The organism is Sphingopyxis sp. 550A, from assembly GCF_053569535.1.
Genome location: NZ_CM131615.1, coordinates 2,425,913 through 2,451,686, shown reverse-complemented (window position 1 = coordinate 2,451,686; position 25,774 = coordinate 2,425,913). Strand labels below are relative to the sequence as shown.

Annotated in this window: 22 protein-coding genes; 14 read left to right on the top strand and 8 right to left on the bottom strand. The window is 64.5% G+C overall.

All coding sequences use genetic code 11. From position 1 onward, the window contains the following. Window positions 1-56: 56 nt before the first annotated feature. A complete protein-coding gene (locus ACVENA_RS11880; RefSeq protein WP_257551216.1) occupies window positions 57-791 on the top strand; it encodes a FadR/GntR family transcriptional regulator in 735 nt (244 codons plus the stop codon). 213 nt (window positions 792-1,004) lie between these two features. Continuing rightward, window positions 1,005-2,216 carry a CaiB/BaiF CoA transferase family protein gene (locus ACVENA_RS11875; RefSeq protein WP_449325529.1) on the top strand — a complete coding sequence of 404 codons (1,212 nt, stop codon included), beginning with the start codon at window positions 1,005-1,007 and terminating at the stop codon, window positions 2,214-2,216. A gap of 245 nt (window positions 2,217-2,461) precedes the next feature. Here the strand turns inward: ACVENA_RS11875 and ACVENA_RS11870 are convergent, their stop codons facing one another. The 3 genes from ACVENA_RS11870 to ACVENA_RS11860 form a co-directional block, all read right to left on the bottom strand. Next, window positions 2,462-3,679, bottom strand: coding sequence for an amidohydrolase family protein (locus ACVENA_RS11870; RefSeq protein ID WP_449325528.1), 1,218 nt, complete (start codon window positions 3,677-3,679; stop codon window positions 2,462-2,464). Between the two features lie 58 nt (window positions 3,680-3,737). Then, window positions 3,738-5,963 carry a TonB-dependent receptor gene (locus tag ACVENA_RS11865; RefSeq protein ID WP_449325527.1) on the bottom strand — a complete coding sequence of 742 codons (2,226 nt, stop codon included), beginning with the start codon at window positions 5,961-5,963 and terminating at the stop codon, window positions 3,738-3,740. 127 nt (window positions 5,964-6,090) lie between these two features. Continuing rightward, entirely contained in the window at window positions 6,091-7,524 is a 1,434-nt protein-coding gene (locus ACVENA_RS11860; RefSeq protein WP_449325526.1) for an MFS transporter, read from the bottom strand. A gap of 406 nt (window positions 7,525-7,930) precedes the next feature. Between ACVENA_RS11860 and ACVENA_RS11855 the strand changes: the two genes are divergently transcribed. After that, complete coding sequence (locus ACVENA_RS11855; protein ID WP_449325525.1) at window positions 7,931-8,608, top strand: FadR/GntR family transcriptional regulator; 678 nt, start codon at window positions 7,931-7,933, stop codon at window positions 8,606-8,608. A gap of 152 nt (window positions 8,609-8,760) precedes the next feature. After that, window positions 8,761-9,195: a hypothetical protein gene (locus ACVENA_RS11850; RefSeq protein ID WP_449325524.1), complete on the top strand. Its 435-nt coding sequence runs from the start codon at window positions 8,761-8,763 to the stop codon at window positions 9,193-9,195. A gap of 179 nt (window positions 9,196-9,374) precedes the next feature. On the opposite strand, the gene ACVENA_RS11845 is transcribed toward ACVENA_RS11850, so the two are convergent. Both ACVENA_RS11845 and ACVENA_RS11840 read right to left on the bottom strand, forming a co-directional pair. Next, complete coding sequence (locus ACVENA_RS11845) at window positions 9,375-10,580, bottom strand: cation:proton antiporter (protein ID WP_449325523.1); 1,206 nt, start codon at window positions 10,578-10,580, stop codon at window positions 9,375-9,377. A gap of 72 nt (window positions 10,581-10,652) precedes the next feature. Further along, window positions 10,653-11,099, bottom strand: coding sequence for an RrF2 family transcriptional regulator (locus tag ACVENA_RS11840; RefSeq protein ID WP_257551198.1), 447 nt, complete (start codon window positions 11,097-11,099; stop codon window positions 10,653-10,655). 149 nt (window positions 11,100-11,248) lie between these two features. Between ACVENA_RS11840 and ACVENA_RS11835 the strand changes: the two genes are divergently transcribed. From ACVENA_RS11835 to ACVENA_RS11820, 4 genes are all read left to right on the top strand, one after another. Then, entirely contained in the window at window positions 11,249-11,815 is a 567-nt protein-coding gene (locus ACVENA_RS11835) for a hypothetical protein (RefSeq protein WP_449325522.1), read from the top strand. Next, complete coding sequence (locus ACVENA_RS11830; protein ID WP_449325521.1) at window positions 11,790-12,512, top strand: hypothetical protein; 723 nt, start codon at window positions 11,790-11,792, stop codon at window positions 12,510-12,512. The genes ACVENA_RS11835 and ACVENA_RS11830 overlap by 26 nt, the downstream gene beginning before the upstream one ends. A 69-nt stretch (window positions 12,513-12,581) precedes the next feature. Continuing rightward, window positions 12,582-13,184 (top strand): HD domain-containing protein, encoded by a 603-nt coding sequence (locus ACVENA_RS11825; protein ID WP_257551191.1) that lies wholly within the window; start codon window positions 12,582-12,584, stop codon window positions 13,182-13,184. Between the two features lie 24 nt (window positions 13,185-13,208). Continuing rightward, complete coding sequence (locus ACVENA_RS11820; protein WP_449325520.1) at window positions 13,209-13,448, top strand: hypothetical protein; 240 nt, start codon at window positions 13,209-13,211, stop codon at window positions 13,446-13,448. Window positions 13,449-13,504: 56 nt separating this feature from the next. On the opposite strand, the gene ACVENA_RS11815 is transcribed toward ACVENA_RS11820, so the two are convergent. Beyond that, on the bottom strand, window positions 13,505-14,308 hold the full coding sequence (locus ACVENA_RS11815) for an enoyl-CoA hydratase-related protein (protein ID WP_449325519.1): 804 nt from the start codon (window positions 14,306-14,308) through the stop codon (window positions 13,505-13,507). A gap of 307 nt (window positions 14,309-14,615) precedes the next feature. Then, a complete protein-coding gene (locus ACVENA_RS11810) occupies window positions 14,616-15,254 on the bottom strand; it encodes a hypothetical protein (protein WP_449325518.1) in 639 nt (212 codons plus the stop codon). A 77-nt stretch (window positions 15,255-15,331) separates the two neighbouring features. Between ACVENA_RS11810 and ACVENA_RS11805 the strand changes: the two genes are divergently transcribed. Beyond that, complete coding sequence (locus ACVENA_RS11805) at window positions 15,332-16,924, top strand: peptide chain release factor 3 (RefSeq protein ID WP_449325517.1); 1,593 nt, start codon at window positions 15,332-15,334, stop codon at window positions 16,922-16,924. A 164-nt stretch (window positions 16,925-17,088) separates the two neighbouring features. Here ACVENA_RS11805 and dinB read toward each other — a convergent pair whose 3' ends face one another. Continuing rightward, on the bottom strand, window positions 17,089-18,141 hold the full coding sequence (gene dinB / locus ACVENA_RS11800; protein WP_449328934.1) for a DNA polymerase IV: 1,053 nt from the start codon (window positions 18,139-18,141) through the stop codon (window positions 17,089-17,091). 263 nt (window positions 18,142-18,404) lie between these two features. Here dinB and ACVENA_RS11795 point away from each other — a divergent pair, with 263 nt between their 5' ends. The 5 genes from ACVENA_RS11795 to ACVENA_RS11775 all read left to right on the top strand — a co-directional run bounded on the left by ACVENA_RS11795 (window position 18,405) and on the right by ACVENA_RS11775 (window position 25,602). Beyond that, window positions 18,405-18,773, top strand: a complete 369-nt coding sequence (locus ACVENA_RS11795) for a hypothetical protein (RefSeq protein WP_257551170.1) — start codon at window positions 18,405-18,407, stop codon at window positions 18,771-18,773. Between the two features lie 64 nt (window positions 18,774-18,837). Continuing rightward, window positions 18,838-20,145, top strand: coding sequence for a TolC family protein (locus ACVENA_RS11790; protein ID WP_449325516.1), 1,308 nt, complete (start codon window positions 18,838-18,840; stop codon window positions 20,143-20,145). Window positions 20,146-20,254: 109 nt separating this feature from the next. Beyond that, on the top strand, window positions 20,255-21,421 hold the full coding sequence (locus ACVENA_RS11785; protein WP_449325515.1) for an efflux RND transporter periplasmic adaptor subunit: 1,167 nt from the start codon (window positions 20,255-20,257) through the stop codon (window positions 21,419-21,421). Between the two features lie 3 nt (window positions 21,422-21,424). Further along, on the top strand, window positions 21,425-24,667 hold the full coding sequence (locus ACVENA_RS11780) for an efflux RND transporter permease subunit (protein ID WP_449325514.1): 3,243 nt from the start codon (window positions 21,425-21,427) through the stop codon (window positions 24,665-24,667). Between the two features lie 11 nt (window positions 24,668-24,678). Beyond that, the gene (locus ACVENA_RS11775; protein ID WP_449325513.1) at window positions 24,679-25,602 is read left to right on the top strand and encodes a cation diffusion facilitator family transporter; all 924 of its coding nucleotides are present in this window, start codon (window positions 24,679-24,681) and stop codon (window positions 25,600-25,602) included. The last annotated feature ends 172 nt before the right edge of the window (window positions 25,603-25,774 follow it).

The following is a 25,774-nucleotide window of genomic DNA, read 5'->3' as shown; positions in this document are numbered from 1 at the left end:
ATGACAGGCCGAACAGGCGGCTTTATCGGTAAAGGACCAATTTAATGATGGATCGAATGTCGCCAGTGCGAATTCCGAAGGCGGCGGAGATCATCGCCCAGGCCATCCGACGCCGCATCGTGCTCGGTGAGCTGGTCGAAGGAAGCGCCTTGCCGATCGAAGCGGACATGATGGCGCAGTTCGACGTATCGCGCCCGACGCTACGCGAAGCGATCCGCCTGCTGGAGGCCGAGGGACTTGTCCGCGTCCTGCGCGGCGCCAAGGGGGGCGTGCGCATTTGCACGCCGCAAGAGGAATCCACGGCGCAAACCCTGGGGTTCCTGCTCCAGTTTCGAGGCGCGACGCTTGCCGAGGTGCTCGAGGCGCGCGCCTTTCTCGAACCTCGCCTGGCTGCCCGCCTGGCGGGAGCGGCCACTGCGGAGGATATTCAGGCGCTGCGCGATCATGTGGCGCATGAAGCCGCCGTCATCGAGGATTTCGACCGGTTCGGCCGGGCGACCGCCGAATTTCACCGGCTGCTTGTCCAGCGGGCGGGCAATGTCGCGCTGGCGGTCATCGTCAGCATGCTCGACGATATATTCGTGCGGCATGTCGAGCGGTTTCTGAGCCGGTCCCGCCCGGATCAACTCGCGCTCAATCAGAAAGCGCTGGCCAATCACGGCTCGTTGGTCGACGCGATCGCCGCCCGCAAACCCAAACGCGCCGAAACTATATGGCAGGATCATATGGACCAGCTGCGGGAAATTATCGGCAGCGAGCTCGGCCAGACGACGGTCCTCGACTTGTATTGAGGCGCGGCGATCGGCCTAGGCCGTCTGCAAGACCTCCACCATCGCGCCGCGAACAGCGGCTTCAGCCGAGGCGGCAGCGGCGTCGCACGCCCGGGCCTGCCACCATGAAATCCGTGGCAAATTCCTGACGGGCGCCGGCGAACATTCGCGTCTTCCACATTGTCATCTCCAAAAAAAGATATATCATTATACTAATAATAGGGAGGGATATTCATGGCCGAGAAGAGCGATTCGGAGCGGCTGTCCGGTCCGCTAACCGATGTCAAAGTATTGGAAATTGGTCACTATATAGCCGCCCCGCATTGCGCGATGATGTTGGCGGACCAGGGTGCGGATGTCATCAAGCTCGAACCGCTTGGCGGTGAGCCGGGCCGCCACTCGCCGCCGCTCGCGGATGACGGCGAAAGCCTGGCTTTCGCTTGCCACAACCGCGGGAAGCGAAGCGCGGCCCTCGACCTGCGGAGCCCGGCGAGCGCTCCGGCGCTCGATGCACTTCTTCGCTGGGCCGATGTCGTCGTCACCAATTACGCGCTCGGCATACCGGAAAAGCTGGGCTTCGGTTTCGAACGGCTGCACACCATCAATCCACGCGCCTCGATGGTTCATATCACCGGCTATGGCGTCGACGATCCGCGGCGCGACTATCTGGCATTCGATCCGGCCATTCAGGCGATGAGCGGCTATGCCTCGCTCAATGGTCCGGCAGGGGGGGATCCGTTGATTAGCCCCTTCTTCATGGCCGATCATTCGGTCGCCATGAATGCCGCCTATGCGGTAATGTGCGCGCTATGGGAGCAGCGCCGTACCGGCGTCGGTCGCTTCGTATCGGTTTCGATGCTCGAATCGATGACCTCGCAGCTCAGCTATCATGTCCCCGCCGCGGGCGTGAAGGGCGAGACGCCGGGACGCGGATCCAGCCGCGGAATGCTCGAGATGTTCGCGACGCGGGATGCGCCGATGTTCATACTGCCGGGCACGCCCGGCATGTGGGAAGCATTGTGCGGTCTGCTGGGGCATCCCGAATGGGTTCCCGAAGCCGGCAAGAAGCTCGACCTCGCTGCCGATCCGGCCCTGGCGGTGACGGTGATCAAGGCGACGCGATCGTGGTTCGCCGAGCGCGGCTCGAAGGAGGCTTTCGCCGAATTACAGCGCGCCGGAATCGCGTGCGGTGTCGCGCGCAGCGTCGCGCAACTTTACGAGGAAGAGGTCGCGGACGCGACGACGGCGATCGCCTTCGTCGAACTGGCGGGCGGCGGGTCGCCCGTGCCGGTGCCTGGCGCGGCCTTTCGCATGGCCCGGGACGGCGCCTTGCCCCGCCGCGTGGCGGGGCTCGGCGCGGACACGCGGGCGATCCTTGCCGGGCTGGGGGTCGACGAGCAACAAGTCGAGGCGATGCTGCCGCCGGCGCAGGCGATGTCCGCCTGACGGCACGGCGCTCGCCGTCCCCGTCATCAACGCACACCGGCACCGCTGGCCTGTCCGCTGCATAGGCCGACCGCCTTCGGTCGCCTTCGGTCGGTTCGATCATGTTCCGCCACGTCGTCCTTGTCGCTGGAAAAGCGGCGCTGGGGCGGGGTGGTGCGTGCGCGCCCTTTTTGCGGGCAGCGCTCAAAGAAGACGGGCCGGCGCATGGAAGCGCCGGCCCGACAAGTGGGCCTTGGTGAGAGGACTCAGGCCGCCGTCAGATGTTTCGGATAGCGCAGGTCCGGAGCCAGCCCGTCGCCCATCATGTCGATGAAATTCTCGCGCAGGAATGCATCGACCGATGATCGGGGCAGGTTGGCCGCCGCGATCGAGGCCCGAAAATGCTTCATCGGATCGCGTCCGCCTTCCGGGTGCGGATAGTCGGAGGAATACATGCAGATTTCGGGCGCCGAATTGGCAATGATCCAACCGGTATCGTCGGTCGGATAGGGAGTCACGCGGACCTGGCGGCGGACGATTTCGCTGGGCTTTGCGGTCAGCTTGCGCAGGCGCTCTTCGTGCCGTGCGAACGCCATGACGCTCGAGTCGAGCAGCTTCATGAAGCTCGGCAGCCATGATGCGCCCAGTTCGATGACGCCGAATTTCAGCTTGGGGAATTTGCACATCACGCCATCGAACATGAGCGCGGCGAGCGTCAGCAGGATGGGATGCGGAATCGCGATCAGGCCAAGCGAATTATGATCGCCGTCACCGCCACTGACCGTATCATTCACATTGGCACGGCCGGTGAATTTGTAACCGCGGGGAAACTGCGTGCCGGCGATGTGAAAGACGATCGGCAGGCCCGCCTCCTGGGCGATCGCCCAAAGCGGCTCGAGATCGATATGGGCATGCGAATGGGTTTCGGGGGGATGGGCGGGGATCATCAGCGCCTTGGCGCCGAGCTCGATGGCATATTTGGCTTCAGCGGGGGTGCGTTCCATGTCGGCGATCGGAATATAGGCCACAGGCAAAAGCCGGCGATCGACCGAGCAATAATCGGTCATCATCCGATTATGCGCGCGGGCGGACGCATAGGCGAGATCCATGTTCGTGCCGGCGTCGAAGTCGAAATTGCGCAGACAGAGCGAGGTAAAGATCAACTGACTGGCATAGCCCTGCAGATCGAGGACGCGGGGCCGGTCATCGGCGCGAAAGGCGCCTGCGGCTTCGTACATCTTGCGGTTATGGACATTCTCGTCCGCCCCGGCGCGGAATTCGGGATCGTCATGCTTTGCCGCGAACTGCTCGAACACGCCCTTTTCGATCAGCGGGGCCATGCGGGCGCGGAATTCGCGTTCCTGATTGCGGGCCTCCCGATAGGTTTCGAGCATCCCCGGATCGAAATAGGGATCGAGGCAATCGGGCAATTCGACGATATGCGCGTCGGCATCATGGACGATTTCATTTTGGACATAGGACATGGAATCTCTCCTATTTGGCAGCGGCCGATCGGCTTCGATCGGCCGTGCACGTGGCGGATCAGAAGGATTTCGAGACGCGGATGCCAAAGAGGCGCGGCGCGCCGACATAGCCGACATACCCCCCCGAACCGAAGGGTAGCCCATAAGCGTAGAGCAGGTAGTTTTTGTCGAGCAGATTCTTCGCGAAAACCTCGACAGAGAAGCCGTCCGCGCTGTTGACGCCGATCCGCCCGTTGAGCACGCCATAAGCCGGCATCCGCGTGAACGGGTTGAGATCCTGCGCGACATAGATATCGCTCTTCCAGGCATAGTCCAGGCGAAGATAGCCATCGAGGCCATCGGTGATCGGCGCGGTATAGCTTGCAGCCGCATTGACGTTCCATTTGGCCGAGCCGTTCAGGCGCTTGCCCGAAAGGTCGCAGGGCCCGGTCACCCCGCTGCATTGACCGTTCTTGAAGTCGGTATAGTGCGCGTCGACATAGCTGGCACCGAACGAAAGCGAAAAGCGCCGGGAAGGCGCCCAATGGCCTTCGAGTTCCACGCCTTTGGTGATGAACTCATCGGCATTGGCGGTGATGTAGCGCGTGCCGTCGAACGCGGTCGTCTGGAAATTATTATATGTCGTATAGAATGCGGCCGCATTGACCGTAAGCGTGCGATCGAGAAAGACGCCTTTCAATCCGAGTTCGTAATTGAGGTTCTTCTCTTCCTCGAACATCAGGCCCGACAGGCTCGACACGCGCGTCATCGTCATCCCGCCCGGCTTGAAGCCGCGCGCGAGGCTGGCATAGGTCGTCAGTTCCGGCGTCCACGCATAGCGAAGATCGACTTTCCACGTGAGAGCCTTGTCGGTCCGGTCGCGGTAAATCTGTCCGAAGTTCGGATAGATATATATCTGGGATTTCTGATCGAAGCTGAATTTCTGCGGTTCCCAAGTGTAGCGGGCACCGGCTGCGAGAGTCAGCTTGTCGGTCAGCTTATATTCCATATGCCCAAAGACGGCATAGCTGCGGTCCTTGACGATCGAGTCGGTGATCGCTGCCTGTCCTTCGACCAATACCGGCGGTCGGTCGTCGGGACCGATGTGCAGATCCTCATAGTCGCGCGAACGGCGGTCGTAGAAGAATAGGCCCGCGACATAGGTGAGATTCTGCTCGGCGGGTGAGGTGAGGCGGAGTTCCTGGCTGAATTGCTTGTGGGCCTGATAGATGAGGAACCCGTTCAGGAAATTCCAATCCACCGAATCGGGATCGTTGACCGATCGGACCGTCCACCGGCGCCAGCCGGTGAGCGATGTCAGCTTGTGGTCGCCGATATCGACGTTGACCTCCATGCTGACGCCGCCGCCGCTGTTGGGATTGGTGCTGAGCCCATCCTGGATCGTGATCCGGCTGAACGGATAGCCCGGCGGAGGGGTGACGGGATAGAATCCGCTGGCGGTTGTCGGCGTGCCGGTCACTTTGGTGAATACCGCGCTGCAGCAGATCGAGGTCTCCTTGTGATAATCTCCCGAAATCAGCACATCGAATTTGTCGGCGGTGTAAAAAAGCTTGCCGCGCACGCTGAACTTGTTCTCGTCATCCACCCGGCGATCGAGAACCGAATTATAGAGTAAGCCGCCGCGCGTGCTCTTCGCCATCGAAATGCTGGCGCCGAGCTTGCCCTCGACGATCGGTCCGGACAGATAGCCGCGTGCTTCCAAGGTGTCATATTCGCCCACGACAACCTCGGCGCGGCCGGACACATCGGACACGCTGGGTTTGCGGGTGATGATATGGACCAATCCCCCGGCTGTATTCATCCCGAACAGCGTCCCTTGCGGGCCGCGCAGAACCTCGATGCGTTCGATGTCCAGAAAATCCTGAGACGATGCCATCCCGGTCCGCGCCATGAAAATGCCGTCGACGAAGACGCCCAGCGACGAGTGGCGCCCCGGATTGCCCTGGACCGAACTGACGCCGCGCATGTTCATGGTCGAGGCCCGGGCATCGCCGAGTTGCAGCGATTTGAAGCTGGGAGCGATGCGTTCGATATCGTGAAAGCTGGTGATCTGATTGTCTTCGATCCGCTTCCCGCCAATGACGGTCATCGCGATCGGGACATCCTTCACATTCTGCGCCCGCTTTTGTGCGGTGACGACGATCTCGTCATCGATATCGCTGACGCGGTCGGCCGGCGGTGTCGCAACCGGTGCGGCGGTCTGAGCGTGCGCGGCGGAAAATGGCACGGCGCAAGCGGCTGTGGCGAGCAAGGATGCCCGCAGGATATAAGCGTTGTAACGCATTCGTGCCTCTCCCCAGAGACTTTGTTGTTCGATGCTCAGGCCGCTCCTGCCTCGGTGGCAGAGGGCGGCCCGGCGTCGCCATCATAAATCGGATAAATAGTGCACTCAATACCCTAAATATAATTTTTTAGCTGTTTGTTGCTCGGGTAGCCCCCAAAATTCCGGTTTCCTGGGGTGCTTTCGCATCCAATTCATCGAGTTGACGACGAATTTCCGCATGGGCCCGGGCGTCGAGTCGATAGCCGCGGATGATCCAGGCGGTGAAAAGGCCGGTCGATGCCGGCAGGAGCGCATAGAGGAACGCGAGAACATGAAGGCTGCTCGCGCTGTTGTCCGGGCCGAGTTTGATGTCGAAGTCGACGAGGCTGAGGATGTAGAGCGCCGCCCCGGTCATGACCGCCGATCCGATCTTGCCGATCGATGAGAGGAGCGAAAGCAGAAGCGACATCCGGTCGACTCCGGTCGAGAGCCGCACTTCATCCGCGACGTCCGCCATCATCGAGCGAATGAGGATGGGGCCCGCGTTGCTGGGCAGCCCCGCGATGGCCATCACGATCAACGATAGCGCGACCTGCTTTGGCGGCACGAGGAGGATCGCGGATTGCACGACGGCATAGGTGAGCCCCGACCACATCAGTGCGCGATGTTTGCCTCTGCCCTTTGCGATGCGGATCCAGAGCGGCGCTCCGACCATCCCGCCTATGAAATAGGCGAGCAGCGCCAGACCGGCGATATCGCGATCGATCAGCTTGAGGCTGTCGAAAAAGGTAAAGAGCAGCGTTGCCGCAACGGCGGGACCAATGCCCCATACGATATCCGCGCCGAGCAGGCGGACGACGAGGCCGTGCCGAAGCAGAGCGAAGAGTTCGCGCGCCGACGGATGGGCCAGCGCCGGTCGGGCCGGCGGTTCGCCAACGGCGGCGAGCGCCAGGATCGCGGTCAGCGGCAGCGAAACGATCATCAGCCAGCCCATCGCCTGAACGCCGTGCGGCCGCGTCCAGCCGAGCGTGAGACTGAGCACCGGCGGCAGCGCCATGATGAGGAACATGCCGAGCACCGAGAAAACCATCAGCCAACCAAATACGCTGGAACGGTGATCATAGGTTCTGGCGGACGATGCGGCCCATGACGTATGCGCCAGATAGCTGATCGATTGCCCCACATTGGCGATTGCGAGCCAGAGGAACAGATAGACTCCCGTCACGCCGACGGGGGCGTTGTAGAGCATGTAGATTGCGGTCATCGCCAGCGGGACGCCGGTCACGAACCAGGAACGGTAACGCCCGATGCGCGACCGGCTCCGGTCCATCATCAACCCCAGAACGGGGTCGAATGCAATATCGGCGCTGCGTACCGTGAACAGGACGAAGGCAATGGTTGCGAGGCCGAGTCCGAGTTCGTGCGCATAATAATCGGGCAGATACATGAGCACCGGCAACAGCATCGCGGTGAGGGCGAAGGACGGACTTGCAAAGGCGATCGTCCGCCAACCGGTCAATTCGGCGATGCGCGCGGGCTTCTCCTCGGGGCCAAGCCCCGCCATCTGCGCTTCCAAGGTCACGTCGCCTCCCAGCTTATTGATCGGTGTTTTTTCAACCATGTGCGAAACCGCCGACCTTCGCAAGAAAAGAGTGCACCAATTATCTTTCCGGCGAACCATGCCAGGAGGATGCATTGGGAGACATCGCCAAATAGAGGGAAATTGCGGACCTTCTTCCTGCGGCCGGACGCGAGAATCCGTCCATGCTCAGCGGTCGCGGCATCATCTCAAATAATCTTACAACTGAATGGCCTATTTAAGCGGCCGATGATACAGCGCGATCTGGAACAGCTTGGGAAAGGAGCGATCGTTGGTCAGCAGAGTGAAGATGCGGGGGGCGGTCGCAGGGGGCGGGGGCGCTTCGCAATCGATCCGGGTGCCCAAGGCGGCCGAGCTCATCTCGGAAAAATTGAGGCGACGCATCGTGTTGGGCGAACTGAAGGCCGGCGACGCCCTGCCGTCCGAGGCGGACATGATGAGCGAGTTCAACGTATCGCGTTCCTCGCTGCGCGAAGCCTTCCGGGTTCTCGAGGCCGAGTCGCTGATCGAGGTAAAACGCGGCGCGCATGGCGGTGCGCGGATCAGGCTGCCCAGCGACGAGATCGCCGCCAAGTCGATCGGATCGCTCCTGCAGATCCGTGGCGCCACGCTCAAGGAAGTGCTCGAAGCTCGGCTCATTATTGAGCCGCCCCTGATGCGCGCGCTCGCCGAATCTCGCACCGAGGATGACCTCGAAGCCTTGCGGGCGCACCTCGATCGCGAACGCGAGAATATCGAGAATTTCAACGTGTTCGCGCTTGCGACGGCCGAATTGCATCGCATTCTCATGCAGCAGGCGGGCAACACCGTGCTGACGTTGATGACCGGAATGCTAGACGAAATATTCCGGCGACACGCCACGCATTTCGTGGCGCGAGCCCGCGAAGATCAGCTCGAACTCAATCGGACGGCGCTCGCCAACCACACGATGCTCATCGAAATGATCAACGCGCGCAATGCGGAGGCTGCCGAAGCCGTATGGCGACAGCATATGCAGCGATTGAAGGATATCGTGCTGGGCGAACTGGGCGAGGCCTCGATCCTCGATCTATATGGCTCGGGTTGACACGGGAAAAATAGTAATATAATTGCACCATATTGGCCGATGCCTGTCGAAACGCGCGGCCTTTCCGTTTGCGGAGAGGTTTGGGCTGGGGGCCTTGGCGATCGAAGCCCGTCGGCCCATGGGGCTGTGCGGTCGGCAAGCGAGTGTGGGCGATGTCGGAACATTTTGTCTATGCGACCCGTGACTGGCGTGCGGCGATGCACGGAATTCTGACGAACCTGGTCGCCGAGCATCGCGCCTCCTTTCCGGAAGCCGATTTCAGCATGTGCGAAGTGATCACGGATGTTCCCCCGGACGGCGAGACGGTCGTGCTTGCTGCCCGAATCACCGGGCAAGGCGTCGAGTTTTTCGAGGATGAGATCGCGGCCGATGTCGTCATCCGCGGCGACCATGCGGCGATGCTTCCGGCAGCTCGATTGCACCGCGGGCGGGCGACGCCCGAAGATATTGCGGCGCAGGCGGCGCATAGCGCGGCAATGGCGAAGGCTGGCCGCGTCTCGATGCATGGCGATATGCGCAAGGCGCCAAAAACTCTGCTCCATGTGCTTGGCAAAATGCACGATCATATGGCCGACATAACGCTATGACGATAGCCGCCCTTGTCGGAAAGGTCGGTCGATGAAGACGCAATCTCGTTTGTCCGCGGGACAGATTGCGGCGGATGGGGCAGGCGAACATAGGGCCGGCCTCTGACATCGGCGCGACTGGCTTCGCCGGGGTTACGAGAAGATGGGGCGGCGTTTCGGTCTGGCCTCCCGATCATACGCTAAAGGGCTGACGCCTGCCGGATCGTCGCCACGCGCGAGGCGAGGCGGAACAGCGGTACGGTCAGTGTCGTCGACACGAGCGCTAGCGTAACAAGCACCGCGAAGACCGTCGGCGTGATCAGTCCCGACTGGACCAGGATCGTCGCCGCGACGATCTCCATCAGCCCTTTGCACTGGAGCAGCAGCCCGAGCCGCATGCGTTCGCGTGGCGGCATGCCGCCTGCGGGAGGAACCAGATGCACCGCGGCGAGCTTGGCCGTGCCGGCAAAGAGCAGGAGAAGTAGCGAGACGCCCAGCGCCGCGGGCGTGACCACTGCTCCGTCGATGCTGAGCCCGCGATGCGCGAAGAAGAGCGGCGACAGGCCGAACAGCGCCACCTTGCCGAGACGTTCGGGCATCAGCCGCTCGGCGAGGCGCCGCGGCGCCATCGCGCCCGCGAAATAGGCGCCGAGCAGTTCGTGCAGGCCGAGCACCGTCGTCGCCCAGGCTCCGGCTGCCAGATAGAAGAGACCGATCGCCGCCGTCGCCGCGAGATGGTCGGGGAGGAAGCGATCGATCCGGCCGCGCAGCAGCGGCATCGACGCGAGCAGGCCGAGCGCCGCGAGGCAGGCCCGCCCGTCCAGGGCCATTGCGCGGCTCTCACCGTTGTGAAGGAAAAGCAGCAGCGCAAGCCCGCTCCACAGCACCGCATCGTCGAGCGCGGCGATCCGCAGCGCGAGATTGCCGAGCGGCCGGTCGATCATTGGCAGCTCGCGCACGATGCCGACCAGAACGGGAAGTGCGCTGACCGCGAGGCATAGCGCGATGGCGCCCGCCGACAGCAGCGGCGATACGCCCGCGGGCCGCAGCAGGACGAGATCGAGCAACCCCGACAGCGCCACCGCGAAACCGATAGCGAAGGGCAGGGCGAGCGCGCCGAGCGCCGAGCCGACCGCCTGTTTCCCAAGCGGGGGAAGCTGGTCCGCCGCGGTGCGTGTTTCGAGCCCGGCGCTGAAGGCGAGCGCGAGCACGCCGCACCATCCGACCGCCTCGCCGAGCGGCGAGGGACCGAGCGCGGCTTTGTCGAAACCGAAGCGATCGGCGGCGATGGCGATCGCGAGGCCGGTCAGAATCGGGAGGACCGCCATCGGCACCGCGCCGCGAACGAGGCGCCAGCAGAGAAACGGCACGACAAGAAAGCAGAGAAGGTCGACCGCAAAGCCCATATCGACTGGCTATCGCGTCGCCACCGATGCGGCAAGCCATTTTGAGAACGTTCTCTTTTTGGTGAGGCGACGTTATTCGGCCGCTTCGTCCTTCTCGAACAAAGGTTCCAGCACGATCGGGTCGGCCAGCGTGATGCGGTCGAGGATCGACGCGGTGTCGTCGCGCACCTTCAGCATCAGGCTGCGCAGCCGGCAATCGGATTCGGGCAGGCAATTCTTGCAATGCTCGTGCGCGTTGCGCGCGGCGCAGGGGACGAGCGCAAGCGATCCGCGCGTCAGGCGGACGAGGTCGCCATAGCTGATGTCGATCGGGGGCAATGCCAGTTGATAGCCGCCATCGCGGCCGCGCTGCGAAATGAGCAGCCCCTCGCGCGCCATTTCGGACAGGATGACGGTCAGGAATTTCGGCGGGATATTCTGCGCGTCGGCAATGTCCGCAAGCTGCACCTGCCCCTTGCCCCAATGGTCGGCAAGATGCTGGAAGGCACGGATCGTATAGCGGGTCTTTTGCGACAGCATGGCAGGGTTAGTGTGACATATTCAGCCTTAATTCAACCTGTCTGGATGAGATTATCTTGCGCTGTTGATGAAAATCACAGCGGGTGGCATGAACCGATGCCAATGGGATCGCATGATGGCCCGTAAACGGGTGCGATGAGGGTTGATCGATGATGCGTAAAATCTGGGGTATTCCAGCGGTTCTGGCGGCTTGCATGCTGGCGGCGGCGCCCGCCGAGGCGCAGTTCGGCAGCCTGCTCCGCAAGGTGACGACGCCGAGCCCGGCGCCGAGCCCGAGCAGCGACGACAATGGCGGCTGTCCGAAAGGCAAGAAGGGCAGCAGCGTCGGGCGCGGCATATTGGGCGGGGTGATCCGCGACGCGGTCGGCGACGCGGCGAGCAAGGCCGGCGTCTATTCCTATGTGCCGATCGCCGAGGTGAGCGGGACGCTGACCGACGCGATCGCGTGCAAGCTGGACCCGGCCGAGCAGGTCCAGGCGGCCAAGGCGACCGAAGAGATCACCCGCGGCGAAGAGGTCGGCGCGACCGCGAACTGGACCAGCGAAACGCGCGAGAATGTCAGCGGATCGTCGACGATCGCGTCGATCAATCAGGAGGGCGGCGGGCGCAAGTGCATGACCGTCAACGACTTCATCATCGTCGACGGCGAGGAGACGCAGGTGAGCAAGCGCATGTGCAAGGGGCCGGGCGATGCACGCTATACGCTCGCGGCCTAGGCTCGCGCGCCTGCTGGCGGGCGTCGTCGCGCTCGCCACCCTCGGCGCGGCTACCGACATGGACCCGATCAATCCGACCTGTCCGCTCAATCCGAACTGGTCGACCAATCCCACGATGAAGCTGACGGTCGAAAAGCGCGGCGGCATGAAGGTGATGTTGGGGGAGGGGCGGGTCGACGCCGGGCTTCCCGACCGTCTGGCGGCCGCGCTGAAAGCCAACCCCGACGTCAGCGAGATATGGCTTCGCTCGCCGGGAGGCGATGCGCGTGCGGGCAATGCGGCGGGCCGCGTCATCCGGTCCTTTCCTGGCCTCGGAACCCGGATTCCGTCGGGCTGGGCCTGTTTCAGCGCCTGCAATTTCGTCTTCATGGGCGGTCAGCCGCGGGTGATCGAACCGGGCGGCCAATTTATCGTCCATATGTTCACCAGCACCGGCGACCGTGCCGCGATCGACGAAAGCGTCGCCTTGGGGACCGATGCGACCACCGAATTGATCGGCGACGTCGAACAGGACAGCGCGCTGCTCGCGAGCGAGGATAATGCCTTTCTGATCAAGATGGGCGTGTCGCGCAAACTGCTGACCGACGTCATGTATCGGCAAAAGGCGGTAAAAGGCAGCGGTCCCGACAAATCGACGCGGCGTTGCCTGACGCTCGACGAGGCGCTGAAATATGGCGTGACCTATGCGGTCGAATAGGCGTTTCCCGCTATAAAGTTGCAAATCGGAACCGATGGCATAAGCTGCTCCCGATAAGGGAGAGGCTCCATGAACGACAGGACGCACGAACATGCGACCTTCCGGTCGATGATCGACGGGACGCAGGAAGACTGGGACATCATCGCGCGCGAGCAGAAAGAGTTCGCGCCGAACAACGGCGCGCGCATCCTCGACCATCTGAAACTGCTCGGCGGCGATTATGGCGGCTTTCCGGTCGATCGGCTCGAACATTGCCTGCAGACCGCGACCCGCGCGCACCGCGACGGGCGCGACGAGGAATATGTCGTGATGGCGCTGCTCCACGACATCGGCGACACGCTCGGCGCCTTCAACCACCCCGATGTCGCGGCAGCGATCCTGAAGCCCTTCCTGTCGGAGGAGAATCTGTGGATCGTTCAGCACCACGGCATTTTCCAGGGCCATTATTTCTTCCACTATCTGGGGCTCGACCGCGACATGCGCGACCAGTTCGCGGATCATCCCTATGCGGCGGCCTGCGCCGAGTTCTGCGAGAAATATGACGCGCCGGCCTTCGACCCCGATTATGAGTCGCTGCCGCTCGAATTTTTCGAGCCGATGGTGAAGCGTCTCTGCGCCTATCCGCGCAACAGCATCTACAAGAAGGCGATGGTCGAGGAAGCTGCCGAATAACGAAGCGAATATTGAGAACAAGAGATGTGGCGCCGCTTCAAAGTGATGAAGAGCTTCAACAAGTTCTTTCTGTTCGTGCTTCTCTGTGTATTGGGCATTGTGATTTTGGAAATCGTGTCGAAAATTCGCGACGGCGTTGAAATTAGCGGCGAGGATTATTGGAACTATGTGCTCTTCCTGTCGGCATTCCTCGCTGGAGCAATTTTTGTAAACGGCATTGATTTCTTCGTGACTGGAATGAGGGGAGATCGCTCCCGCCGGTGAGGTTCTGAAGGAAAAAGCGACCCCGACTTCCATCGGGGCCGTAATGTAGTGGGCTCTTACTTGCCCGCGAACGCGGTTTTGCGTTTCTGCTGGAACGCAAGAATACCCTCCATCGCATCGGCACTGTTGCCGGCGATGAACTGGCCTCTCGCTTCGGCATCGAGCGTGTCGGCATAGCTTTGCGACAGACCTTCGCGCAAAATCTTGCGCATCGTGCCGAGCGCGACGGTCGGTCCGTTCGCGAGCCGCGCCGCCAGCGCCTTCGCCTCGGTCAGCAGTTCGGCATCCTCGACGCATTTATAGATCAGGCCCCAGTCGGCGGCCTGCTCGGCGCCGATCTTTTCGCCGAGCATCATCATCTGCGTCGCGCGCGACAGGCCGACGAGGCGCGGCAATATCCACGACGACCCGCCGTCGGGAACGAGCCCGATGTTGACGAAAGCCTGGAGGAAATAGGCGCTCTTGCCCGCGATAGTGAAATCGCCCGACAGGCCGAAGCTGCACCCGACCCCCGCCGCGGGGCCGTTGACCGCGACGACGACCGGAATGTCGAGATTGGCGAGGGCGAGCAGCATCGGGTTGTAATGGTTGCGCAGCGCCTTGCGGCTGTTCGCGCCGCCGCCGACCGCCGAGCCGCTGCGGTCGCCCGCAAGGTCCGCGCCCGAGCAGAAACCGCGCCCTTCGCCGGTGATCAACAATGCCCGCGCGCCGAGCACCGGCAGATAATCGAGCGCGGTGCGGATATCGTCGGCCATCGCCGGCGGCATCGAGTTGAGCCGCTCGGGGCGGTTGAGCATGATCGTCGCGACGTGGTCGGCGACGTCGAACTTGATCGTATCGAAGGTCGGGGTGTCGGTCATGGGGAAATATCCTCTCGCGGGGGCTTTACCTTTACGTTCACGTAAAGTTTTGGCGCATTTGGAGAGGGAGCGCAAGGGGGGAGGGCGAGTGAAGGTGCGGGGCCGATTTCGACCGGGAGCTGGCACTCTTCTCCCCTCCCGCAGGCGGGAGGGGCTGGGGGTGGGCAGCGACGTTGCATCTGCCCACCCCGCTGCGACTAACGAACAAAGTTCGTAAGTCTCGCTGCCCCTCCCGCTTGCGGGAGGGGAAACCCGCGTTGCCTTCAAACGGCAGCTCCCCACCCCACGGCCACCCTGGCCCCCAATATTAATCCTTCCCCAGTCGCACGAACCGCATCTCTCCCTCTGCGCGGTGCAGCGTCAGGCCGCGTTCGGTCCTTTCGGCGCAGGCGCCTTCGAAATCGGCCACGCCGATATCGTTCGGCTCGATGATCACATGCAGCTTGCCGCCATCGGCGTCGGTCAGCACGAAGCGCGGCGCGGTGATGTCGTAGACCGGTTCGCGCACCTCGACCCAGCGCGGGATACGCGTGTCGTCGTCGGGCATGGTCCAGCCGTCATATTGGGTATAGCCGTCGATCGGATCGCCGCTGTCGAAGCCGATGGTGAAATCGATGCCCGCGACCGTCCCGCCGTTCGCCCAGGTGACGACGATGGTGGGCACCGCGCCGTCGATCGCGCCGGGCGTGCCCTTCGCCATCGCCGGCGGCACCGGCTTGGGCTCGGTGGTCAGGCAGATCCTGTCGCCGCGGGCTTCCCAGCGCCCCTCGGCGCGTTCATCGAGCGCTCCCGCGGCAAGCCCATATTGAAAGCGGCCGTCGTTGCGGATGAGCAGGCCGCCGCCGACATCGGGGCCTTCGGCGATGGCATATTCGCCGACGAACGGCGAATCCTGCGCGGCGGCGGGGGAGGCGAGCAGCGCAAAGGCGATGAGCAAGGTTCGCATCGTCCGACCATGCGTCCGGCGCGGCGCCGATGCCAGCCCCTTTCCACAATTGCCGCCACCTGCTAGGCGCCCGCGCCATGTCCAAGCATTCTGACCGCCGCACCTTTGCCATCATCTCGCACCCCGACGCGGGCAAGACGACGCTGACCGAAAAGCTGCTCGTCGCGGGTGGCGCGATCCATATGGCGGGCGAGGTGAAGGCGCGCGGCGCCGCGCGGCGCGCGCGCTCCGACTGGATGAAGATCGAGCAGCAGCGCGGAATTTCGGTCACCTCGTCGGTGATGACCTTCGAGCATCAGGGGCTCGTCTTCAACCTGCTCGACACGCCGGGGCACGAGGATTTCAGCGAGGACACCTATCGCACGCTGACCGCGGTCGACAGCGCGGTGATGGTGATCGACGCCGCCAAGGGCATCGAGCCGCAGACCTTGAAACTGTTCGAGGTCTGCCGCCTGCGCTCGGTGCCGATCATCACCTTCGTCAACAAGGTCGACCGCGAAGGCCTGCCGCCCTTCGAACTGCTCGACGAGGTCGCCGACCGCCTCGCGCTCGACGTCTGCCCGATGAACTGGCCCGCGGGGATGGGTGGGCAGTTCGAGGGTATCTACGACCTCGTCGATCCCGCGATCATGAAGCCCGGCGGCGATGCCTCACGCATGTACGAGGGGAAGCGCGTCGCGGTGTCGGGGCTGGACGATGCGGCGCTGGCGGCCGAACTCAGCGCCGACGCGCTTGCGCACCTCAAGGAGGAAACCGAGCTTGCGTCGGCCTGCTACGCCCCCTTCGACGTCGCGGCCTACCGGGACGGTGATCTGACGCCGGTTTATTTCGGCTCCGCGCTCAAGGAATTCGGGGTCGTCGATCTGCTGAACGCGCTGGCGGCGCATGCGCCCGGCCCGCAGCCACAGCCCGCCGAGCCCGCGCCGGTGCAGCCGGGCGACGAGGCCGTCACCGGCTTCGTCTTCAAGGTGCAGGCGAACATGAACCCCGCGCACCGCGATCGCATCGCCTTCATGCGGCTCTGCTCGGGCAAGTTCGAGCGCGGAATGCGGCTGATGCAGGGCGGGACGGGCAAGGCGATCGCGATCAGCCGCCCGATGCTGTTCCTCGCGCAGGACCGCGAGATGGCCGAAGAAGCCTTTCCCGGCGACATCATCGGCATCCCGAACCACGGCACCTTGCGCGTCGGCGATACTTTGTCGGAACGCACCGACATCACCATCACCGGGCTGCCGAACTTCGCCCCCGAGCTGCTGCGCCGCGTGGCGCTCGTCGACCCGACCAAGACCAAGCAACTCCGCAAGGCGCTCGACGACATGGCGGAGGAGGGGATCATCCAGGTCTTCTATCCTGAGATCGGCGCGAACATGATCGTCGGCGTTGTCGGCCAGCTCCAGCTCGAGGTGCTGATCAGCCGCCTCGACGCCGAATATAAGGTCGAGGCGAAGCTCGAGGCGTCGCCGTGGGACACCGCACGCTGGATCGCCAGCGACGATCCCGCGGCGCTGAAGGCGTTCCAGGCCGACCACCGCGGTGCCAGCGCCACCGACCGCGACGGTGCGCCGGTGTTCATGGCGAAAGATGCGTGGGAGGTCGGCTATGTGACGCAGCGCCATCCGGCGATCCGCTTTACCGCGACCAAGGAGCGGCGGTTCGCCGACGCGGGGTAATCGGCGCGCGCACGAAGCCACGAAGATACTCTCCAATCCGTTCGCCCTGAGCCTGTCGAAGGGCCGTTCTTTTCTTCGGGCGTCGAAGGAAGGACGGTGCTTCGACAAGCTCAGCACAAACGGAAGAGAGGGAAGTTCTTTGTGGCTTCGTGGCTTCGTGCGAGTCAAATCAGGCTCAGCAGGTCGGCCGGCCCCGCCGCGTCTTCCTCATCCTCTTCGCCCTCGAACTTGCTCAGCGTCACCCCGAGCAGGCGGATGCCCTGCTCGACCGGCAGCAGCGGTGCGAGGATCGCCTCGCCGACCGCGAGCAGCCCTGCGCCATCGGCGATCGCGAAGGGCACCGATTTCGCCCGCGTGATCGTCTTGAAATCCGCGTAGCGCAGCTTCAGCGTCACCGTCCGGCCGCGCGCGCCGCGCTTCGCCGCGCGGTCCCAGACGACGGTGCAGACATGCGCGAGCGCTTCACGGACTTCGGTGTCGGCAATCAGGTCGTTGAAGAAGGTGCGCTCGCCGCCCAGCGATTTGAGCGGCCGGTTCGACCGCACGCGCCGATGGTCGATCCCGCGCGCCAGATTGTGCAGCCATTCGGCACTGTTACCGAAATGCGCGGCGAGCCATGCCATCTCCTTCGCGGCAAGGTCGGCGCCCGAAAAGACGCCGAGCCCCTCCATCTTCGCCGCGGTGACGGGACCGATGCCGTGGAAACGCCGGATCGACAGCGTCTGGACGAACGCCGCCCCCTTGCCCGGCGGGACGATCGTGATGCCATCGGGCTTGTTCTGGTCCGACGCCAGCTTGGCGATGAACTTGTTGTAGGAAACGCCCGCCGAAGCGGTGAGGCCGGTTTCGCGGCGGATGCGCTCGCGGATCAGCTTTGCGGCGGCGGTCGCGCTGCCGAGCCCGGCCTTGTCGTGGCTGACGTCGAGATAGGCTTCGTCGAGCGACAGCGGCTCGACCTCGTCGGCATAGTCGCGGAAGATCGCACGGATCTGGTGCGAGATGTCGCGATAGGCGTCGAAGCGTGGCGGCACGAAGATCAGGTCGGGACACTGGCGCTTCGCGGTGATGCTCGGCATCGCCGAACGCACGCCGAACTTGCGCGCCTCGTAGGAGGCGGCGGCGACCACCCCGCGCCGCGACGAACCCCCGACCGCGACGGGCTTGCCGCGCAGGGCCGGATTGTCGCGCTGTTCGACCGACGCGTAAAAGGCGTCCATGTCGACATGGATGATCTTGCGGACCGGCGGGTCCGTGCCGTCTCCCGGCGCAGGGTCTGCGGCGTCTTCCACGCGCGCGAATTAGCATGTTTCCTTAATGTTCTCAACGCCTCGTGCGATGACTGCGCGCGCCGCGAGCGGGCCCCGGCTTCATCTCCGGTCGACAGAAATGAGATAACATCACGAAATTGAACGATATTTTTGGCCGCGTGCTTCGTGCTTTCGCTTTGCAAGGCGAATCAACAATGCTACGAGCGGGCTCGATGAGACGGGTGCTTCTGCTCTTGCTGTCCCTTCTCCTCGCATCGGGCACGGTTGCGGGTTCGATCGCTCACGCCGCGGAAGACTGCGCGCAGCCGACCCCGGTCTCCGCGACCCCCGTCACGGCGAATGAGATGCGCGATTGGGACGGGTGCGTTCAGATCGTCGTCAAGGCATCGCAGGATTCGCCGTCGGAGGATCAGCAATCGCCGGTCACGGTACATGGCTGTCATGGTCATTATTCGGGCGTGCCCGCCGCTATCGCCGTGCTGCCGATCGCGGTGGTTCATGCCGTGACGCATGGCCGCGCTCCGTCGGCGGTCGTTCCGCCCGCCGCCTTCACCGGGACGTTCCGCCCCCCCATCGCCTGACAATCCAGGTTTGCGCGCCCTTGGGGCCGCGCTTTTCCCTGTCATTGTCAGGAGTCTTTCCTTCATGAACCCTATAGTTGCCGCCGCGACGGTCGCGGCGCTCATGGCTGCGGGAAGCAGCGCGAGCGCGGCCGCCCAGGCGCCGGGCCCCGCGCTTGTCGGTCCGCACCCTCCCGCCGGGCCGACGGTCCGCGCCGGTCCGCTCCCTGCCCGACTGACGCTGGCGCAGGCCATGGAAGAAGCCGACGCGCGCTCGCCGCGCGTTCTCGCCGCTGCTGCCGAGGTGGAGGCCGCGCGCGGCCGCCAGCGCCAGGCCGGCTATCGCTTCAACCCTACCCTCAACATCGATATCGAAAATTTTGCCGGCACCGGACCCTATTCGGGGTTCGCCGGCCTCGAAACGACGATGTCGATCAACCAGCGGCTCGACCTCGGCGGCCGACGGCGCGCGCGCATGACGCTTGCCGATGCCGAGTTCGTGGCGGCGCAATACCGGCTCGAAATCGCGCGCGCCGATCTCGCCTTCGAGGTTCGCGGCCAGTTCGCGGCCGCCGTCGCCGCCCGCGATGATCTGGCGCTTGCGCGAGAGAATGAGGCGCGGGCCCGCGAACTCGTCCGTGTCGCGCAGGCGATGGTCGACACCGGCAACGAACCGCCGCTCCGCGCTTTTCGCGCCAACGCCGCGCTGGTCCAGGCAAGTGCCCAGCTTCGCTCGGCCGAAGTGGGGGAGGCGACCGCGCGCCGGTCGCTCGCGGCGCTGCTCGGTGTGGCGACGCCGCCCGCCGAATTGATCGACGGCGAAATCGCGACGCAATCGACCGAGGTGGATGCGCGTGCGACGCTCGACGTCAGACTGGCCGAGACCGAGCAGGCGATCGCCGAGGCACGGCTCCGCGGCCAGCGGGCCGAAGCGCGCGTCGATCCCAGCGTCGGCCTCGGCGTTCGCCAGCTTCGCGAAACCGGCGACCGGGCGCTCGTCGCCAACCTGTCGATGCCGCTTCCGATCTTCGACCGCAACCAGGGCAATGTCGCGGCGGCGCGTGCGGACGTCGCGGCGGCGGCCGCCCGGCGCGAGAATGCGGTGGTGACGGCCGCGGCGGCGATCGCCAACGCCCGCGCCGACCTCGATTCGGCCGAAGCGCGCCTCGCGGCGCTCGACGGCGCCGGGATCGAGCAGGCGCGCGAAGGGGTGCGGCTCGCCGAGCTTTCCTATCGCGCCGGAAAATCGTCGCTCGTCGAATATATCGACGCGCAGCAGGCCTATGCTGCGACGCGGACCGAACTCATCGCGGCGCGCCGGGCGCGTGCCGAAGCGCGGGCGATTCTCGCGCGGCAGGCGGCTGCCGAGGGCGACGCGGATCATCAGCCATGATCGCGCCGCCCGTACCGGACGGTCGCGTTTCGCACCGCGGCCCCCGCCATCCATTCCCTTGCGCGCAAGCGGCTTCGCCCTGCGCCCTCCCTTTTCGTGGAGACATTCGATGATCACCAAGGACAATCGCCTTTTGGGTGCCATAGCGGGCGCCATGGCTCTCGCTGCCGCCACTGGCTTCGGTGTTGCCCGTTGCACTGCCGACCCCGCCGCCGCTCCCGTGCTGGACGGCGAGGGCGAAACCGAAAGCGAGGTCGCCCCCGACCGCCTCGCCATCACGCCCGACGCGATCGAGGCGGCCGAAATCGGCGTTGAAACGATCAGCGTCGGCGGCCTCGGCTCCGAAATCATCGCGCAGGCGACGGTCACGGCGGCGCCGGGCGGCGAGGCCGTCGTCACCGCGCGGGCGGGCGGCGCGGTCACCCGTGTCTTCAAGCGGCTCGGCGATCCGGTGAGCGCCGGCGAACCGCTGGCGATCGTGCAAAGCCGCGACGCGGCGCAGATCGCCGCCGAACGCACGGCGGCTGAGGCGCGGGCGGCGCTCGCGCAGAAGACTCTCCACCGCGAAAAGACCCTCTTCGAACAGAAGGTGTCGGCGCGCGTCGATTATGAGCAGGCGCAGGCTGAAGCCGCGGTGGCGGCGGCCGAAGCTCAGCGCGCCCGCGCTGCGGCTCGCGCCGCACAAGTGACGCGCGACGGCGGCAGCGTCGTGGTCGCGAGCCCGATCACGGGCCGCGTCACCGCGGAAAATGTCAGCCTCGGCGCGTTCGTTCAGCCCGAAGTCGAATTGTTCCGGGTCGCCGACCCTTCCAAGATTCAGATCGAAGCCGCCGTTGGCCCGACCGATGCGCAGCGGCTCCGCCCCGGCGATCGCGCGATCGTCGAATTGCCCGATGGGCGCGCGATCGATGCGCGCGTGCGCGCTGTCACCCCGGGGCTGGCGGGCGACACGCGGTCGGCGACCGCGGTGCTCGACGTATCCGGTGCCCTCCAGCCCGGGCTTGCCGTGCGCGTGCGCTTGCTTCCGAGCCGCGGCGCCGACGCCGGCGCCAGCCGGATCGTGGTTGCCGAGGAGGCGCTTCAGACTCTCGAGGGCCGCGATGTCGTGTTCGTGCGAACGAAGGATGGGTTCGCGGCCCGCAGGGTTACGGTCGGCCAGCGCAGCGCCGGCCGGGTCGAAATTCTTGCGGGGCTGAAGGCCGGCGAGACGATCGCCACCAAGAACGCTTTTCTGCTCAAGGCCGAGTTCGGCAAGGGCGCGGGCGAGGAGCATTAAGCCATGATCGCGAAACTGATGGCGCTTTCCGTCCGCGCGCGCTGGGCGGTGCTTTTCCTCTTTCTCATCGTCGCCGGGCTCGGCGTCTGGCAGCTCACCAGACTGCCGATCGACGCGGTTCCCGACATCACCAACAATCAGGTCCAGATCAACACGGTCGACCCGCGCCTGTCGCCGGTCGAGATAGAAAAGCTCGTCACCTATCCGATCGAAATTTCACTCGCCGGCATCCCGGGGCTGGAGACGACGCGTTCGATCTCGCGCAACGGGTTCAGCCAGGTCACCGCCATCTTTTCGGATTCGACCGATCTTTATTTCGCGCGGCAACAGGTGGGCGAGCGGCTCCGCCAGGCAGCGGAAAATCTGCCCGACGGGACGCAGCCGCAAGTCGGGCCGGTCACGACGGGGCTCGGCGAAGTCGTCATGTATACCGTCGGTTATGCCAAACCGGACGGCAAGGGGGCAAAGACGGTTACGGACCGGCCCGGCTGGCAGCCCGACGGCGCCTATCTGACGCCCGAGGGCGAAAGGCTCACCGACGATATCGCGAAGGCCGGCTATCTGCGCACGGTGCAGGACTGGATCGTCAGCCCGCAGCTCAAGGCGGTGCCGGGCGTCGCCGGGGTCGATTCGATCGGCGGCTACGCCAAGACCTTCGTCGTCGAGCCCGATCCAACCAAGCTCACCAGCTTCGGCATCTCCTACAGCGAACTCGGCGAAGCGCTCGAACGGGCCAATCTCGCGGTCGGCGCCAATTACTACAACCGCGGCGGCGAGGCCTATCTGGTGCGCGTCGATGCCCGCGTGCGCTCGGTCGACGAGATACGGGGGGCCGTTGTCGCGACGCGCGGCGGCGTGCCGGTCACCGTCGCCCAGCTCGCCGAGGTGAAGATCGGCGGCGACCTGCGTACCGGCGCCGGCAGCATGAACGGCAAGGAGGCGGTGATCGGCACCGTGCTCATGCTGATCGGGGAAAACAGCCGTACCGTCGCCGAGGATGTGTCGGCGAAGATCGATCAGATCGCGAAGACATTGCCTCCCGGCATCGAGGTCAAGATCGTCCTCGACCGTGCCAGGTTGGTTAACGCCACCGTCGGAACGGTCGAGAAGAACCTGACCGAGGGCGCGCTGCTCGTCGCTGCCGCGCTCTTCCTGCTGCTCGGCAACGGGCGTGCGGCGATCATCGCGGTGCTCGTCATTCCCTTTTCCTTCCTGATGATGGCGATGGGAATGAACGCCTTTCGCGTGCCCGGCAATCTGATGAGCCTCGGCGCGCTCGATTTCGGCCTGATCGTCGACGGCGCCGTCATCATCATCGAGAATTGCCTTGCACGCCTGGCGCACCGGCAGGAGCATGAGGGCCGGTTGCTGTTGCTCCGCGAACGCCTCGAAGAAACGATGCGCGCGTCGCAGGAGATGATCAAACCGACCGTTTTCGGCCAGGCCATCATCCTGCTCGCCTTTGCGCCGTTGCTGATGTTCACCGGCGTCGAGGGCAAGACCTTCTCGCCGATGGCGATCACTATAATGCTGGCGCTGGTCGCGGCCTTCATTCTGGCGATCACTCTCGTCCCGGCGCTCGTCGCGCTGATGATCAGCGGCAAGGTCGCCGAGAAGGAAGTCTGGGTCATCCGCAAGACCAAGGAGCGCTACCTGCCCCTGCTCGACAAGGCGATCGCGAAACCCTGGGGCTTCATCGCGGGCGGCCTTGCCTTCTTCCTCCTCGCGATTCCCGTTTTCGGCCTGCTGGGATCGGAATTCATCCCCAAGCTCGACGAGAAGAATATGGCGCTTGCCTCGACGCGCGTTCCTTCGGTCAGTCTCGAGCAGTCGCTCGCGATGCAGCGCAAGGTCGAAGCCGCGATCACCGGCCTTCCCGAAGTCCAAATGATGTTCTCGAAGACCGGCACCGCCGAGGTGGCGACCGATCCGATGCCGCCGAATGTCTCCGACGGCTTCGTCATTCTGAAGCCCAAGGCGGAATGGCCTGCGGGCGTGACGGAAAAGGAACAGGTGATCGCGCGCGTCGAGAAGGCGGCGGCGGGCGTCCTTGGCCAACTCTATGAGGTGTCGCAGCCGATCGAATTGCGCTTCAACGAACTGATCGCGGGCGTTCGCGGCGATGTCGCCATCAAGCTTTATGGCGATGACCTCGACAAGATGTCGCTCGCTGCGAACGAGATGGTGCGCGTGCTGCAGGCAATCCCGGGCGCAGGCAGCGTCAAGGCCGATCAGGTCGGCGGCGCGCCGACCCTCGACGTCAGGCTCGATCGCAATGGCATAGCGCGATACGGCCTCACGGTGCAGGAGGTCGCCGACACCATCGCGGCGGCGCTCGGCGGGCGTGAATCGGGCCTCCTCTATGAAGGCGACCGGCGCTTCGATATCATGGTCCGCGTTCCCGACGCGACCCGCGTCAATCTCGATGACATCCGTGCGCTGCCGATCCTGCTTCCGCAGGCGGGCGCGGCGCGAGGGCAGATCCCGCTCTCGCAAGTCGCCCAGATCCGGCTCACCGAAGGGCTCAACCAGATCAGCCGCGAGAATGGCAAGCGGCGCGTCGTCGTCCAGGTGAACCTCGAAGGGCGCGACGCCGGCTCCTTCGTCGCCGAAGCGCAGGAAAAGATCGCAAAGGTGAAGTTGCCCGCGGGATATTATCTCGAATGGGGCGGCCAGTTCGAAAGCCTTCAGGCCGCGTCGGACCGCCTTTCGATCGTGGTCCCGCTCTGTTTCGCGGCGATCTTCGCGCTGCTCTATCTGGCGCTCGGCGGGTTCGGCCGGGCCGCGGCGGTGTTCCTTGCGGTGCCCTTGGGCCTCGCGGGCGGGGTGTTCACGCTGGCGCTGACCGGGATCAATTTCTCGGTGTCGGCGGCGGTGGGCTTCATCTGCCTGGCAGGGGTTGCGGTGCTCAACGGCCTCGTCGTCATGACCGCGATCCGCGACCGGCTCGAGAAGGGCATTGCGCTCGCGGACGCGATCCGCGACGGCATGAGCGAAAAGATGCGCGCGGTGATCATGACCGGTTTCGTGCCCGCAATCGGCTTTGTGCCGATGGCGATCGCAACCGGAACCGGCGCCGAGGTGCAGAAGCCGCTTGCGACGACGGTGATCGGCGGCCTGATCGCGGCAACGATCCTGACGCTGCTCGTGCTGCCCGCCATCGCAAAGGTCGTGCTCGGCTCCGAAGGACGTCCGCGCTTCGGCAGATGGCGCTGGGCTTCACCCGATCAGCCGGCCAGGGAATAAGGAGAGATTCGATGGGACATCAGCATGACCATGGCGAAGGTGGCGGGGGTCATGCGCACGACCATGCGGCCGGTGCGAACGCCCGCAGCCTTTCGATCGCGCTTGCCCTTACCGGCAGCTTCCTGATCGCCGAACTGGCGGGGGCGTGGCTGTTCAACAGCCTCGCTCTCCTGTCCGATGCGGCGCATATGTTCACTGATGCCGCGGCGCTGGCGATTGCGCTGGCGGCAATCCGGATCGGGCAGCGGCCGGCCGACAAGAAGCGCACCTATGGCTATCGACGGTTCGAGATTCTCGCCGCGTCGTTCAATGCGCTGCTACTCTTCGCCATCGCGGGCTATGTTCTCTATGAAGGCGTCCAGCGCTTCCTCGATCCGCAGCCGGTCGGCTCGGTCGGTATGCTGGTCGTCGCCTTCTTCGGGCTCGTGGTCAATCTGATCGCGATGCGCGTGCTCGCCGGCGGGCGCGACCGGAGCCTGAATGTGAAGGGCGCCTATCTGGAAGTCTGGGCGGACATGCTCGGTTCGGTCGGCGTTCTGCTGGCCGCGGCGCTCATCTGGCTGACCGGCTGGACCTGGGTCGATCCGGCCGTCGCCATCGCCATTGGCCTGTGGGTGCTGCCGCGCACCTGGATATTGCTGCGCGATACGACGAACATCCTGCTTCAGGGTGTTCCGCGCGGCATCGATCTCGACGCGGTGCGCGCGGCCATCGCCGATGTCGCGGGCGTCGCGAGCGTCCACGACCTGCACCTCTGGTCGGTCGCCGGCGACGACCGGAGCTTGACCGCCCATGTGGTCGTCGACGCGTCGGAAGACGAGCAGCAGGTTCGGCGGCGCGTGGCCGACCAATTGCACGACCGGTTCGAGATCGAACATGCGACGCTTCAGATCGAACGCGGCGACGCCGCGTGCGAGAAGGGCGATCATGTATAGGCGATGTGGAGAATGGAGGGTAGCGGGAGCCACACCATCCACCTAATGGCATGTTAATATTGAATATTCTCTCCGATCGGACAGGACATACCCTCACGCGACCACAAAGAAAAAATGGGAATCGAAAAGAGGGATGAAACGCGAAAAAAGGGAATCGAACACGCCGGTGGTG